Annotated in this window: 18 protein-coding genes; 10 read left to right on the top strand and 8 right to left on the bottom strand. The window is 51.9% G+C overall.

Going from position 1 to position 12,656, the window contains the following annotated elements; genetic code table 11:
* Positions 1 to 7 precede the first annotated feature (7 nt).
* Genes lptB through VH187_RS07305 form a run of 6 tightly spaced genes read right to left on the bottom strand, consistent with a single transcriptional unit; the run spans position 8 to position 4,397 of the window.
* On the bottom strand, positions 8 to 733 hold the full coding sequence (gene lptB, locus VH187_RS07280; RefSeq protein ID WP_319627413.1) for an LPS export ABC transporter ATP-binding protein: 726 nt from the start codon (positions 731 to 733) through the stop codon (positions 8 to 10).
* A gap of 6 nt (positions 734 to 739) precedes the next feature.
* On the bottom strand, positions 740 to 1,297 hold the full coding sequence (gene lptA, locus VH187_RS07285) for a lipopolysaccharide ABC transporter substrate-binding protein LptA (protein WP_329700803.1): 558 nt from the start codon (positions 1,295 to 1,297) through the stop codon (positions 740 to 742).
* Positions 1,278 to 1,841, bottom strand: coding sequence for an LPS export ABC transporter periplasmic protein LptC (lptC, locus tag VH187_RS07290; protein WP_329700804.1), 564 nt, complete (start codon positions 1,839 to 1,841; stop codon positions 1,278 to 1,280). Before lptC ends, lptA begins: the two co-directional genes overlap by 20 nt.
* Positions 1,838 to 2,404, bottom strand: coding sequence for a 3-deoxy-manno-octulosonate-8-phosphatase KdsC (gene kdsC / locus VH187_RS07295; protein ID WP_329700805.1), 567 nt, complete (start codon positions 2,402 to 2,404; stop codon positions 1,838 to 1,840). The genes lptC and kdsC overlap by 4 nt, the downstream gene beginning before the upstream one ends.
* A 14-nt stretch (positions 2,405 to 2,418) precedes the next feature.
* Positions 2,419 to 3,405 (bottom strand): arabinose-5-phosphate isomerase KdsD, encoded by a 987-nt coding sequence (gene kdsD, locus VH187_RS07300; RefSeq protein WP_329700806.1) that lies wholly within the window; start codon positions 3,403 to 3,405, stop codon positions 2,419 to 2,421.
* A gap of 14 nt (positions 3,406 to 3,419) precedes the next feature.
* Positions 3,420 to 4,397 (bottom strand): calcium/sodium antiporter, encoded by a 978-nt coding sequence (locus tag VH187_RS07305; protein ID WP_329700807.1) that lies wholly within the window; start codon positions 4,395 to 4,397, stop codon positions 3,420 to 3,422.
* Positions 4,398 to 4,607: 210 nt separating this feature from the next.
* Between VH187_RS07305 and mlaF the strand changes: the two genes are divergently transcribed.
* The 7 genes from mlaF to murA all read left to right on the top strand — a co-directional run bounded on the left by mlaF (position 4,608) and on the right by murA (position 9,404).
* The gene (gene mlaF, locus VH187_RS07310) at positions 4,608 to 5,420 is read left to right on the top strand and encodes a phospholipid ABC transporter ATP-binding protein MlaF (RefSeq protein WP_329700808.1); all 813 of its coding nucleotides are present in this window, start codon (positions 4,608 to 4,610) and stop codon (positions 5,418 to 5,420) included.
* 7 nt (positions 5,421 to 5,427) lie between these two features.
* Complete coding sequence (mlaE, locus tag VH187_RS07315; RefSeq protein ID WP_329700809.1) at positions 5,428 to 6,210, top strand: lipid asymmetry maintenance ABC transporter permease subunit MlaE; 783 nt, start codon at positions 5,428 to 5,430, stop codon at positions 6,208 to 6,210.
* Between the two features lie 4 nt (positions 6,211 to 6,214).
* Complete coding sequence (gene mlaD, locus VH187_RS07320) at positions 6,215 to 6,766, top strand: outer membrane lipid asymmetry maintenance protein MlaD (RefSeq protein ID WP_329700810.1); 552 nt, start codon at positions 6,215 to 6,217, stop codon at positions 6,764 to 6,766.
* An 18-nt stretch (positions 6,767 to 6,784) separates the two neighbouring features.
* Positions 6,785 to 7,420, top strand: a complete 636-nt coding sequence (mlaC, locus tag VH187_RS07325; protein ID WP_329700811.1) for a phospholipid-binding protein MlaC — start codon at positions 6,785 to 6,787, stop codon at positions 7,418 to 7,420.
* The gene (gene mlaB, locus VH187_RS07330) at positions 7,420 to 7,710 is read left to right on the top strand and encodes a lipid asymmetry maintenance protein MlaB (RefSeq protein ID WP_329700812.1); all 291 of its coding nucleotides are present in this window, start codon (positions 7,420 to 7,422) and stop codon (positions 7,708 to 7,710) included. The genes mlaC and mlaB overlap by 1 nt, the downstream gene beginning before the upstream one ends.
* Positions 7,711 to 7,835: 125 nt before the next feature.
* Complete coding sequence (gene ibaG, locus VH187_RS07335; RefSeq protein WP_329700813.1) at positions 7,836 to 8,090, top strand: BolA family iron metabolism protein IbaG; 255 nt, start codon at positions 7,836 to 7,838, stop codon at positions 8,088 to 8,090.
* A 54-nt stretch (positions 8,091 to 8,144) separates the two neighbouring features.
* Entirely contained in the window at positions 8,145 to 9,404 is a 1,260-nt protein-coding gene (gene murA / locus VH187_RS07340) for a UDP-N-acetylglucosamine 1-carboxyvinyltransferase (RefSeq protein ID WP_329700814.1), read from the top strand.
* Positions 9,405 to 9,461: 57 nt separating this feature from the next.
* Here the strand turns inward: murA and sfsB are convergent, their stop codons facing one another.
* Both sfsB and ispB read right to left on the bottom strand, forming a co-directional pair.
* Positions 9,462 to 9,731 carry a DNA-binding transcriptional regulator SfsB gene (gene sfsB, locus VH187_RS07345; RefSeq protein ID WP_329700815.1) on the bottom strand — a complete coding sequence of 90 codons (270 nt, stop codon included), beginning with the start codon at positions 9,729 to 9,731 and terminating at the stop codon, positions 9,462 to 9,464.
* A 186-nt stretch (positions 9,732 to 9,917) separates the two neighbouring features.
* The gene (gene ispB / locus VH187_RS07350; RefSeq protein WP_329700816.1) at positions 9,918 to 10,889 is read right to left on the bottom strand and encodes an octaprenyl diphosphate synthase; all 972 of its coding nucleotides are present in this window, start codon (positions 10,887 to 10,889) and stop codon (positions 9,918 to 9,920) included.
* A gap of 257 nt (positions 10,890 to 11,146) precedes the next feature.
* Here ispB and rplU point away from each other — a divergent pair, with 257 nt between their 5' ends.
* From rplU to VH187_RS07365, 3 genes are all read left to right on the top strand, one after another.
* The gene (gene rplU / locus VH187_RS07355; RefSeq protein ID WP_034498836.1) at positions 11,147 to 11,458 is read left to right on the top strand and encodes a 50S ribosomal protein L21; all 312 of its coding nucleotides are present in this window, start codon (positions 11,147 to 11,149) and stop codon (positions 11,456 to 11,458) included.
* Positions 11,459 to 11,476: 18 nt separating this feature from the next.
* Positions 11,477 to 11,734 (top strand): 50S ribosomal protein L27, encoded by a 258-nt coding sequence (rpmA, locus tag VH187_RS07360; RefSeq protein WP_024549632.1) that lies wholly within the window; start codon positions 11,477 to 11,479, stop codon positions 11,732 to 11,734.
* A gap of 99 nt (positions 11,735 to 11,833) precedes the next feature.
* Positions 11,834 to 12,656: DMT family transporter (locus tag VH187_RS07365; protein WP_329700817.1), on the top strand; the 823-nt coding region annotated here is incomplete at its 3' end.

A 12,656-nucleotide genomic window follows, 5' to 3' on the forward strand; every position in this document is an offset into this window, starting at 1 on the left:
TACCCTATCAGAGTCTGAAGTCTTCCCCAAGATACACACGCTTAACATGCTCGTCTTGCAGGATTTGTTCTGGCGTGCCGTGGGCAATCAGGTGCCCCTGGCTCACGATATAAGCGCGTTCACAAACGGCTAACGTTTCACGAACGTTATGGTCCGTAATCAGCACGCCGAGGCCGCTGTCGCGCAGGTGTTCGATAATACGTTTAATGTCGATAACCGAAATCGGATCAACACCGGCAAACGGTTCATCCAGCAGGATAAATTTAGGATTAGCCGCAAGCGCGCGAGCGATTTCCACACGGCGACGTTCACCGCCGGAGAGCGCCTGGCCGAGGCTATCGCGCAGATGTTCGATGTGAAACTCTTCCATCAGCTCATTGGCGCGGTCGACACGCTGCTCATTGCTCAAATCGTCACGGATCTGCAGCACGGCCATCAGGTTATCAAACACGCTCAGACGGCGGAAAATCGAGGCTTCCTGAGGCAGATAGCCGATTCCACGACGCGCACGAGCGTGCAGCGGTAACAGGCTGATGTCGTCGTCATCAATGATGATGTTGCCTGCATCGCGGGACACAATGCCCACGACCATGTAAAACGTGGTGGTTTTACCCGCGCCGTTAGGGCCCAAAAGGCCGACGATTTCGCCGGAATTGACCGTCAGGCTAACGTCTTCAACGACCCGACGTCCCTTATAGGCTTTCGCAAGATTCTTTGCTGTTAATGTTGCCATAACGTATTAGTTACTCTTCTTTTGCTCAGCCGGTTTGCTGTTGCCGCTCTTGTCCTGCAGCTGCGAAGGCACCAGAACCGTGGTCACGCGTTTACCTTTTTCGCTAAACGCCTGCATTTTCTGTTCTTTCACCAGGTAGGTGATTTTGTCGCCGGTAATATTGCTGTCGAGCTGTTCCAGATAGGCTTTACCGGTCAGTACGACGAGATCGTTCGCCACTTCATAATGCATTTTCGAGGCGTGGCCTTTTACCGGCTTTCCATTGTCCTGCATCTGGTAGAACGTGGCCGGATCGCCGTAGCCGTCCATTGTCTCTTTACCTTTCTCGCCCGCCGGGCGGGTCACGACCACTTTGTCGGCATTAATTTTGATGGTGCCCTGGGTCACGATAACGTTGCCGGTGAAGGTCGCAACGTTGCCCTGCATGTCCAGAGACTGCTGATCGGATTCAATATGAATCGGCTGATCGGTATCGCCCGTTAAAGCCAGCGCAGGAAGGCTAGCGGCCAGCAATGCGCTGGCGATGGCAAACTTAAAGCTGAATTTATTTGTTCTGAATTTCATAGGAGGTTCTCACCTTTTCAATCAGCTTGGCATTTTTGCTGCGTAAGTTGCCGCGCATTTTGAGGCCGCTGGAATTAAATGTTGTCCCGTACAATGTCACCAGATCGTCAGAACTCACGTCCTGAGTGATCAGATTCACAATCGCGTTATCGGTTGTGACTTTGCGCAGTTGAGAGTCTGGCGTCAGGGCGTTTATCTCAACGTGTCCGTAAAGATACAGCATACGGTCATTTGTCAGTTTGGCCTTATCAGCCTTGATAGACCACGTCGGCACTTTATTAACGTCGAACGTAGTCAGAACCGGTTGGGTAAACCAGGTGATCGCCTGGTCAGAAAAATACTCAACGTGTTCGGCGATTAACCGATAGTTCAGCGCCCCTTCGGGGCTGTAAACCACGGTGTCGGTATGTTCGCTTTTATAAGTCGGGTCGTTATTGTTGACCACTGCCGTTGTGGGCGCGTCTTTATCCACCAGATTGAAGCCGATAAGCACCAGCGCGAGCAGCGAAAGCAGAATGATAACCCAACGTCTGGTTTTACTCATATCGATTGCCCTTTGGCTTCATCCAGTTTGCCCTGAGCCAGCAGCAATAAATCGCATACTTCACGTACGGCACCGCGCCCGCCCGCAATCCGCGTGACGTAATCCGCGCGTGGCGGGAGCAGTGGATGCGCATCCGACACGGCAACGCTAAGGCCTACATCGGCCATAACAGGCCAGTCGATAAGATCATCACCGACATACGCGACTTCATCCGGGCGCAAAGACAGCGTGTTCAACAGCTCACGATACGCGATAAGTTTATCGGACTGCCCTTGCCACAGATGGGTGATGCCCAGTGTTTTGCAGCGGTCTTCTACCAGTTTAGCTTTTCGCCCGGTGATGATTGCAACTTCTATGCCCGATGTCAGCGCACAGCGAATGCCATAGCCATCGCGGACGTTGAAGGCTTTCAGTTCTTCACCATTATTGCCCATGTAAATCAGCCCATCAGACAGCACGCCGTCCACATCGAGAATGAGTAAACGGATTTTCTCCGCTTTCTCCATCACTCGTGAGCTGACCGGTCCATAGCAGGTCGTTACCGACGCGCCAGCATTACTCATTGTTTTTTCCTTACTTACACTACGCCAGCGCGCAGGAGATCATGCATATGTATCACACCCAGCAGATGGTCGCCATCGGCAACCATAACGCAGGTGATATGACGGGACTGCATCAGATTCAGCGCATCAACGGCCAGGATCCCAGGACGCACGCGAATACCGCCGTGGGTCATGACGTCGGCAATACTCAGATCGCGAACATCAACGCCCATATCAAACACCCGACGCAGGTCACCATCGGTGAAAATCCCTTCGATTTTCATCTGATCGTCACAGATAACCGTCATGCCTAAATTCTTACGGGTAATTTCCAGCAGGGCATCACGCAAAGACGCGTCCTGACTGACGTGGGGGATTTCATCACCAGTGTGCATGATGTCATTCACACGCAGCAGCAGTTTACGGCCCAACGCACCGCCGGGATGCGAAAGCGCAAAATCCTCGGCGGTAAAACCACGCGCTTTGAGCAGTGCTACAGCAAGTGCATCACCCATAACCAGCGCGGCAGTGGTGCTGGAAGTGGGTGCCAGTCCTAACGGACAGGCTTCTTTCGGCACGCTCACGCAAAGATGAATATCCGCCGCTTTCGCCATGCTGCTTTCTGGACGGCTGGTCATGCAGATAAGTGGCACGTGCAGGCGTTTAAGTACCGGGATCAGCGCCAGAATTTCGTTGGATTCGCCGGAGTTGGACAGCGCAATCACGACATCCTGTGGGGAAACCATACCGAGATCGCCGTGTGCGGCCTCGCCCGGATGGACGAAGAATGACGGGGTGCCGGTACTGGCGAAGGTCGCCGCCATTTTACGGCCGATATGACCCGATTTACCCATTCCCATAACCACGACTTTGCCGCCGCAATAGGCTATTTTCTCGCAGGCAAGGGCGAAATCCTGATTGATAAACTGATCGAGCTGCGCCAGACCTTCACGTTCAATTTCCAGCACTTCGAGGCCTGCCTGCTGAAAGTCAAAATCCGGCTGCAAATCTATTTGCGACATAATGTTATCCCGATTCACTCTGCGAAAAACGGCGTGCCCCACCAAAGGAACGCCAGCCAAACAAGAAAGCACCCGGTCAGTAACGCACCAGCGCCTTTACCAATCTGCGGTTTACGGCTCCAGCACAGCAGGGCAAAAATCACGCTGACCAGCACCATCACACCGTAATCACGGCTAAACGCCAGCGGGTTGAACGGCCCTGGCGCGACCAGCGCAGGGATGCCCATCACGATGGCGATATTGAAAATGTTGGAGCCTATGATATTGCCAATGGCGATATCGTCCTCTCCTTTACGTGCCCCCGCGATTGCCGTTGCCAATTCTGGCAGGCTGGTGCCGATGGCAATCACCGTCAGGCCAATCGTTAATTCGCTCATGGCGAAGTAATTAGCCAGCACCGTGGCGTTATCCACCACCATGCGTGTTGCCATTGGCATAATAATCAGTGCGACGCCAAGCCACAAACAGGCTACGGGAAGCGTGCCTTCCCGAGGCAGTTCCGCCAGTTGATCGCGCGTCAGGCTGTCATTTCCTTGCCGTTCCGCAATGCGGGCGATCTTAACAATATAAAACAGCCAGAGCACAGCAAGGGCGAACAGAAAAAATCCATCCATCGTCGTGAGTTGCCCATCATACAGCACAAAACCCGCTAATAGACTCACGACTAACATTAGCGGCAATTCCCGACGCAGGATATCGGAATGGACGGTAAACGAATGCAGCAGCGCAGCAAGACCGATAATCAGCAAAATATTAATGATGTTTGAGCCGATAGCGGTGCCGATGGCGAGATCGATTTGCCCATGAATGGACGCGGTGACCGAAACGATGATCTCTGGAAGTGATGTGCCGACGCTGACCACTGTCATCCCAATAATCAACGGCGGGATATTCATACTGCGACACAAAATCGATGCGGCGAAGACCAGTCGGTCGGCACTGTAGACCACCAGAAGTAAACCAATTATTAACAGAGCCGTCGCTAAAAGCATCTAAAGTCCTTTCTTCAGGTATAATCGTCAGTCCGTTCGCACCGCGTGCAAGGTGTCGACGAATTCTTAATTTTGACTTTATGCGTTGAAAAAGTAAAACAAATGCCTGCTTTAGCTAACTGTGGCAGGTAATATTCTGTAAAAATGATGGGTTAGTGGCGTCATAACACGCGATGCTTAACCTGATGAGGTTTTACCAGGGATAAACCTATGAACCAGACACTGGATAATTTAGTCGATGTTCGCGGCGTCAGCTTTACGCGTGGCGCACGGTGTATCTTCGACAACATTTCACTGTCGGTGCCGCGCGGTAAAATTACAGCCATCATGGGACCGTCAGGGATCGGCAAGACAACGTTGCTGCGTTTGATCGGCGGGCAAATACCGCCAGACAGCGGCGAGATCCTTTTCGACGGCGAAGACGTGCCAAATATGTCACGTTCGCGCCTGTATGCCGTGCGCAAGCGCATGAGCATGCTTTTCCAGTCTGGCGCGCTGTTCACTGATATGAACGTCTTCGACAATGTCGCCTATCCGCTACGCGAACACACACACTTGCCTCCGGCTCTGCTGAAAAGCACCGTGATGATGAAACTGGAAGCAGTGGGTTTGCGTGGGGCTGCTAAACTGATGCCTTCCGAACTGTCCGGTGGCATGGCGCGGCGTGCTGCACTGGCGCGTGCGATTGCGCTCGAACCCGATTTAATCATGTTCGACGAACCCTTTGTGGGTCAGGATCCGATCACCATGGGTGTGCTGGTGAAGCTCATTTCTGAGCTTAATAGTGCACTGGGCGTCACCTGCGTCGTGGTATCTCACGATGTTCCGGAAGTGCTGAGTATTGCTGATTACGCCTATATCGTCGCCGATCGAAAAATCGTCGCTCACGGCAGTGCGCAGTCTTTGCAGGAAAATGACGACCCACGGGTACGACAATTCCTGGACGGTATTGCCGACGGCCCGGTGCCGTTCCGCTATCCGGCGGGCGATTACCATCACGATCTACTCGGAACAGGGAGTTAAGTTACTCATGCTGTTAAATGCACTGGCTGCGCTCGGGAATCGAGGGATAAAGACGCTCTCAACCTTTGGGCGAGCCGGGTTAATGTTATTCAACGCGGTTGTTGGCAAACCAGAGTTCCGAAAGCACGCCCCGCTATTAATTCGCCAGCTCTATAACGTCGGCGTCCTGTCGATGCTGATTATTCTGGTGTCTGGCGTGTTTATTGGGATGGTGCTGGGCCTGCAAGGCTATCTCGTCCTGACGACATACAGTGCTGAAACCAGCCTCGGTATGCTGGTGGCGCTGTCACTGTTGCGTGAGCTTGGTCCGGTCGTTGCCGCATTGCTGTTTGCGGGTCGTGCCGGTTCGGCTCTGACCGCTGAAATCGGTCTGATGCGCGCGACAGAGCAGCTGTCCAGCATGGAAATGATGGCGGTCGATCCGCTGCGTCGGGTCATTGCTCCACGCTTTTGGGCAGGCGTCATATCCTTGCCACTGCTGACAATTATCTTTGTTGCGGTCGGTATTTGGGGCGGCTCGCTGGTCGGTGTGAGCTGGAAGGGCATCGATGCGGGCTTCTTCTGGTCGGCCATGCAAAACGCTGTCGAATGGCAGACAGACTTGGTGAACTGCGTGATTAAAAGCGTGGTATTTGCCATTACAGTGACGTGGATTGCGTTATTCAACGGTTACGATGCGATCCCTACTTCCGCAGGGATTAGCCGCGCGACGACCCGCACCGTGGTGCATTCATCGCTGGCGGTGTTGGGGCTGGATTTTGTGCTGACTGCACTGATGTTTGGGAATTGAGTTCATGCAAACGAGAAAAAGTGAAATCTGGGTAGGCGTATTTTTGCTGGTCGCATTTCTGGCTGCGCTGTTTGTGTGCCTGAAAGCGGCAGACGTTACCTCTATAAGAACGGAACCGACGTATCAGGTTTATGCCACATTCGATAATATCGGCGGCCTGAAAGCTCGCTCTCCGGTCCGTATCGGTGGGGTGGTTGTGGGCCGTGTGGCTGATATCACACTGGATCCTAAAACGTATTTGCCACGTGTGACCATGGATATCGAAGAACAGTACAATCAGATCCCGGATACCAGTTCGCTGGCGATTCGTACGTCAGGCCTTTTGGGGGAACAATACCTCGCGCTGAACGTTGGGTTTGACGATCCGGATATGGGCACCGCTATGCTAAAAGAGGGCAGTACCATTCAGGATACGAAGTCTGCCATGGTGTTAGAGGACCTTATCGGTCAGTTCCTCTATAACAATAAAGGCAGCGACAATCAGAATTCAGGCGATGCGCAAAGCCCGGCAGAAGGCCATACTGATGCCACGGCGCCTGCAGCAACGACGCACTAAACTCAGGAGAATAAACGGATGATTAAACGCTTACTTATGGTTGCCATGCTGGTGATTGCTCCGCTGACAGCGGCTACGGCTGCTGATCAGTCAAACCCCTATAGCCTGATGAACGAAGCGGCACAGAAAACCTTCGATCGTCTGAAAAATGAGCAGCCCCAAATTCGTGCTAACCCGGATTATCTGCGTCAGGTCGTTGATCAGGAATTGCTGCCTTATGTACAGGTAAAATATGCGGGCGCACTGGTGTTGGGCCGCTATTACCGTGATGCCACTCCGGCGCAGCGCGAAGCGTACTTTGCCGCTTTCCGTAATTATCTGGTTCAGGCTTACGGCCAGGCGCTGGCGCTCTATCACGGTCAGACCTACCAGATTGCCCCAGAAAAACCGCTGGGTGATGCCACTATTCTGCCGATTCGCGTGACGATTGTTGATCCAAACGGTCGCCCGCCGGTACGTCTCGATTTCCAGTGGCGTAAAAATACCCAAACGGGTAACTGGCAGGCCTTTGATATGATTGCCGAAGGCGTCAGCATGATCACCACTAAACAGAATGAGTGGAGCGATTTGCTGCGTACCAAAGGCATTGATGGCCTGACGGCTCAATTGCAATCCATCGCCAAACAGCCCATTACGCTGGATCAGAAAAAATAATGGCCGACTCATTGTGTTGGACGCGTGAAGGCGGACGACTGTCATTGCAGGGGGAGCTGGATCAAGATTTTCTGGTTCCCCTCTGGGATGCGCGAGAAGAGGTGACTCAGGGGATCGATACTATCGATCTCAGTGCCATCACCCGCGTAGATACTGCAGGTGTGGCGCTACTGATGCATCTGGTCGCCAGTATTCGTCAGCAAGGAACTTCGGTGAGCATCGTCGGCAAAAGTGAAAAGATGAACACTCTGGTTCAACTTTATAATCTCCCTCCCGATCTGATCCCCTAATTTATTCAATGTATTATTCTTAAAAGCCTCAACGTTTTGTGCGTCGAGGCTTTTTGCTTGTTTAAGACAGCGCCACTTTCCTCTAAGATGTTGGGCTGTTTTCACTATCAGATGAAATGAACCCCATGGAAAATCATGAAATTCAGACAGTGCTTATGAACGCACTCTCCCTAAAGGAAGTCCACGTCTCAGGCGATGGCAGTCACTTTCAGGTTATTGCCGTGGGCGAACTGTTTGAGGACATGAGTCGCGTTAAGAAACAGCAGACCGTCTACGCACCGCTGATGGAATTTATTGCTGATAACCGCATTCATGCTTTGTCGATTAAGACGTATACCCCACAAGAGTGGGAACGCGATCGCAAACTCAACGGATTTTAAGCTACGGGCGATATGCCGGTAGCAAACTTGAATTCAAATACAGAGACATCACCAATGGATAAATTTCGTGTACAGGGGCCTTCACGTCTCCAGGGCGAAGTGAGCATTTCCGGCGCCAAAAATGCGGCGCTGCCAATCCTTTTCGCTGCACTGCTGGCTGAAGAGCCGGTTGAAATTCAGAACGTACCGAAGCTTAAAGACATCGATACGACCATGAAGCTGCTGAGCCAACTGGGAACCAAAGTTGAGCGCAACGGTTCCGTATGGATTGATGCCAGCAACGTTAACGTTTACCGCGCACCCTATGAGCTGGTGAAAACCATGCGTGCGTCCATTTGGGCGCTGGGGCCACTGGTGGCACGTTTCGGTCACGGTGAAGTTTCTCTGCCTGGCGGCTGTGCCATCGGCGCACGTCCCGTTGATTTGCACATTACGGGTCTTGAGCAGTTGGGTGCAGAAATCAAACTGGAAGAAGGCTACGTCAAAGCGTCTGTACAGGGTCGCCTGAAAGGCGCGCACATCGTGATGGACAAAGTGAGCGTGGGCGCCACGGTCACCATCATGAGTGCTGCCACGCTGGCAGAAGGCACAACAATCATCGAAAACGCCGCGCGTGAGCCAGAAATTGTGGATACCGCCAACTTCCTGAATACGTTGGGTGCCAAAATCACCGGCCAGGGCAGCGATCGTATCACTATCGAAGGCGTTCAACGTTTGGGCGGCGGCGTTTATAGCGTACTGCCGGATCGTATCGAAACCGGTACGTTCCTGGTTGCAGCGGCTATCTCCGGCGGAAAAATTGTTTGTCGTCACGCGCAGCCCGATACGCTGGATGCCGTGCTGGCAAAACTGCGTGAAGCAGGCGCAGACATCGAAGTGGGTGAAGACTGGATTAGCCTTGATATGCACGGCAAACGCCCAAAAGCGGTAAACGTGCGTACTGCGCCGCACCCGGGTTTCCCAACGGATATGCAGGCTCAGTTCACATTGCTGAATTTGGTGGCGGAAGGAACGGGCGTTGTGACCGAAACGATTTTCGAAAACCGTTTCATGCACCTGCCGGAACTGATCCGTATGGGCGCGCATGCAGAAATTGAAAGCAACACCGCGATTTGTCACGGCGTTGAGAAATTATCTGGAGCACAGGTGATGGCGACCGACCTGCGCGCCTCCGCAAGCCTGGTACTGGCGGGTTGTATCGCGGAAGGTACGACCATTGTTGAGCGTATTTATCACATCGATCGTGGTTACGAAGGCATCGAAGATAAACTTCGTGGCCTGGGCGCGAACATCGAACGTATCAAAGGCGAATAATCCCGCTTCCTGCTAAAAGGCATCCCCCCGCCAACAAGACGTGGGGGTGCTTATCTTTTACTTCTCTTTCGTTTGTCTTCTTTGCTGCGTTCTGTCAATAAACTCATGTGTTACTGGATCGTGATAGCGCGAGGGCCAGATAACCCAGGGATCAGTGCCTAATGCCGTGGCAATGATAACTTCGCCTTTCGGCCACGGGCGGGTAAGAGCATTTGCCAGTGTCGATGAGCTCAACCCACTTCTGCGGGATTCCGCAGCCAATGACGTTCCTTTTTTACGCAATCCGGCGATGATATCTGCAGGATGCCAGTCGATAAATTTATCCATACTTCCTCCCTGTTGATGACCAAGCCACTTTTTGGGGTGGCGTGCTTACTATACCGCTGAAAGCGATTAAGTTCTAAAAAGTTCAAGTAAAAGGAAGCGATATTCGGATTAAATCAAGATCATGACAGGGGCGGGGAGTGGATTTTGATTTTATTGGAACTTTCCCGCGCATGGCGCGGGAAGTGATTAATGATCGCGTTGAACAGCGATATGGGCGAGGGCAACGAGCGCTTCACGCCATGGAGAGTCTGGAATTGACCGGAGGGATTGAATGGCTTTGTCTGCTTCTTCTTCCGCGCGCTGGCGGGTCCATTCTAACGATCCACACGCTGCCATTGCTTCCAGTACGGGTTCCAGTAAATGACGACCATTACCTTCTTCGATAGCCTGGCGAATCATGGCCGTTTGCTCTGGCGTACCATTACGCATGGCGTGTAGCAGTGGCAGGGTAGGCTTGCCTTCATTCAGGTCATCGCCCACATTTTTGCCGAGCGTTTCACCGTCTGCGCTGTAATCGAGAAGATCGTCAATTAACTGGAAAGCGGTGCCAAGATAGCGACCGTAATCCTGGAGGCCTTTTTCCTGTTCGTCGGTACAGCCCGCCAGTAAGCCGGAACATTGTGAAGCCGCTTCAAACAGGCGCGCCGTTTTGCTGTAGATAACGCGCATGTAGTTTTCTTCGGTGATGTTCGGGTCATTGACGTTCATTAACTGGAGGACTTCGCCTTCAGCAATGACGTTAACGGCCGAAGACATGACCTCAAGAATTTTGAGTGACCCTAAGCTGGTCATCATCTGAAACGCGCGAGTATAGATAAAGTCACCGACCAATACGCTCGCAGCATTACCAAAAGCAGCGTTGGCCGTGGCCTTACCTCGACGCATATCGGACTCATCCACAACGTCGTCATGGAGCAACGTTGCCGTGTGGATAAACTCAATCAGTGCAGCGATCGTGACGTGAGCGTTCCCCTCATAGCCGACAGCTCTCGCTGCCAGCACTGCGATCATTGGACGAATGCGTTTCCCGCCTCCGCTGACGATGTAATACCCTAACTGATTGATCAGTTGGACGTCAGAATTGAGCTGTTCAAGGATTGCCGCGTTGACACCCGCCATATCTTGCGCGGTTAACTCATTGATTTTTTCTAAATTCATCGCAAAAGCCGGGCTTAATGTCCTGTTTACCGCTTATCCATAAGGGATAACGAAGAGTCTGGGTTACAATTGTAGCTCTGATTGTACTGAAAAAACGACTCAGATAAACGTCACCGTGTGCGTTGTGTTTTTTTTCTGCATGGATTGATGATCCCACTTGTCAAAGGCTCACGTTTTGCGTAATATTCGCGCCCTATTGTGAATATTTATAGCGCACTCTGAATCACACGAAGATGTGCGCGGAAGCGGAGTTTTATATGTACGCGGTTTTCCAAAGTGGTGGTAAACAACACCGAGTCAGCGAAGGTCAAACCATTCGCCTGGAAAAGCTGGACATCGCAACTGGCGAAGCAGTTGAGTTCGCAGAAGTTCTGATGATCGCTAATGGTGAAGAAATCAAAATCGGCGTTCCTTTCGTCGATGGCGGCGTAGTTAAAGCTGAAATTGTTGCTCATGGTCGTGGCGAGAAAATTAAGATTGTTAAGTTTCGTCGTCGTAAACACTACCGTAAGCAGCAGGGTCATCGTCAGTGGTTCACTGATGTGAAAATCACCGGCATCAGCGCTTAATACAGGGGAGCATATTAAATGGCACATAAAAAGGCTGGCGGCTCTACTCGTAACGGTCGCGATTCCGAAGCTAAACGTCTGGGCGTAAAACGTTTCGGCGGTGAAGCAGTTCTGGCAGGCAGCATTATCGTTCGTCAACGTGGTACTAAATTCCACGCTGGCACCAACGTAGGTTGCGGCAAAGATCATACTCTGTTCGCTTTGACTGACGGTAAAGTTAAGTTCGAAGTTAAAGGTCCGAAAAACCGTAAGTTCATCAGCATCGTTGCTGAATAAGTTTTTCGCGTCCCGGTAACGGATAAAAGCCCCGCAACACGTTGCGGGGCTTTTTACATTCTGCGACCGGTAAATTAAGAAAGTCGCAGGACATTGAGTATGAAACAGCAGGCAGGCATTGGCATTCTGTTGGCGCTCACTACGGCAATCTGCTGGGGTGCACTGCCAATTGCGATGAAGCAAGTCCTGACGGTAATGGAACCTCCGACAGTTGTTTTTTATCGTTTCCTGATGGCAAGTCTAGGGTTAGGTAGCATTCTCGCTATACGCGGTAAACTGCCGCCTTTACGCCTGTTCCGTAAACCCCGATGGTTGGCATTACTCGCCATTGCCACAGGCGGATTGTTCGGAAATTTTTTGCTGTTTAGTTCATCGTTGCAGTACCTGAGCCCGACGGCATCTCAGGTTATTGGCCAGCTTTCCCCTGTGGGAATGATGGTGGCAAGTGTGGTTGTGCTGAAAGAGAAAATGCGCGGCACACAGGTCATCGGGGCCATAATGTTACTTTGCGGGTTGGTGATGTTTTTTAATACCAGCCTGATAGAAATTTTTACCCGCCTCACAGATTACACCCTTGGGGTTATTTTCGGTGTTCTGGCGGCGACAGTATGGGTCACCTATGGTGTGGCGCAGAAGGTATTATTACGCCGACTGGCCTCGCAACAGATCCTCTTTTTGCTGTACACTTTATGTACTATTGCGCTTTTGCCGTTGGCTCAGTTGGATAAGATTTTCCAACTCAGTGACTGGCAACTGGCATGTTTAGTTTTCTGCGGCCTGAATACACTGGTTGGGTATGGGGCATTGGCAGAAGCCATGGCACGGTGGCAGGCGGCACAGGTTAGCGCCATTATTACGCTAACTCCGCTGTTTACTTTGCTGTTTTCAGATTTATTAGCGTTAGCCTGGCCCGATTTCTTCG

Source organism: Scandinavium sp., assembly GCF_036271055.1.
Lineage (GTDB): Bacteria > Pseudomonadota > Gammaproteobacteria > Enterobacterales > Enterobacteriaceae > Scandinavium.

Bases quoted from the DNA above. Each gene is read 5' to 3' on its own strand.
- lptB (WP_319627413.1), bottom strand. From the start codon at position 733: ATGGCAACATTAACAGCAAAGAATCTTGCGAAAGCCTATAAGGGACGT.
- lptA (WP_329700803.1), bottom strand. From the start codon at position 1,297: ATGAAATTCAGAACAAATAAATTCAGCTTTAAGTTTGCCATCGCCAGC.
- lptC (WP_329700804.1), bottom strand. From the start codon at position 1,841: ATGAGTAAAACCAGACGTTGGGTTATCATTCTGCTTTCGCTGCTCGCG.
- kdsC (WP_329700805.1), bottom strand. From the start codon at position 2,404: ATGAGTAATGCTGGCGCGTCGGTAACGACCTGCTATGGACCGGTCAGC.
- kdsD (WP_329700806.1), bottom strand. From the start codon at position 3,405: ATGTCGCAAATAGATTTGCAGCCGGATTTTGACTTTCAGCAGGCAGGC.
- VH187_RS07305 (WP_329700807.1), bottom strand. From the start codon at position 4,397: ATGCTTTTAGCGACGGCTCTGTTAATAATTGGTTTACTTCTGGTGGTC.
- mlaF (WP_329700808.1), top strand. From the start codon at position 4,608: ATGAACCAGACACTGGATAATTTAGTCGATGTTCGCGGCGTCAGCTTT.
- mlaE (WP_329700809.1), top strand. From the start codon at position 5,428: ATGCTGTTAAATGCACTGGCTGCGCTCGGGAATCGAGGGATAAAGACG.
- mlaD (WP_329700810.1), top strand. From the start codon at position 6,215: ATGCAAACGAGAAAAAGTGAAATCTGGGTAGGCGTATTTTTGCTGGTC.
- mlaC (WP_329700811.1), top strand. From the start codon at position 6,785: ATGATTAAACGCTTACTTATGGTTGCCATGCTGGTGATTGCTCCGCTG.
- mlaB (WP_329700812.1), top strand. From the start codon at position 7,420: ATGGCCGACTCATTGTGTTGGACGCGTGAAGGCGGACGACTGTCATTG.
- ibaG (WP_329700813.1), top strand. From the start codon at position 7,836: ATGGAAAATCATGAAATTCAGACAGTGCTTATGAACGCACTCTCCCTA.
- murA (WP_329700814.1), top strand. From the start codon at position 8,145: ATGGATAAATTTCGTGTACAGGGGCCTTCACGTCTCCAGGGCGAAGTG.
- sfsB (WP_329700815.1), bottom strand. From the start codon at position 9,731: ATGGATAAATTTATCGACTGGCATCCTGCAGATATCATCGCCGGATTG.
- ispB (WP_329700816.1), bottom strand. From the start codon at position 10,889: ATGAATTTAGAAAAAATCAATGAGTTAACCGCGCAAGATATGGCGGGT.
- rplU (WP_034498836.1), top strand. From the start codon at position 11,147: ATGTACGCGGTTTTCCAAAGTGGTGGTAAACAACACCGAGTCAGCGAA.
- rpmA (WP_024549632.1), top strand. From the start codon at position 11,477: ATGGCACATAAAAAGGCTGGCGGCTCTACTCGTAACGGTCGCGATTCC.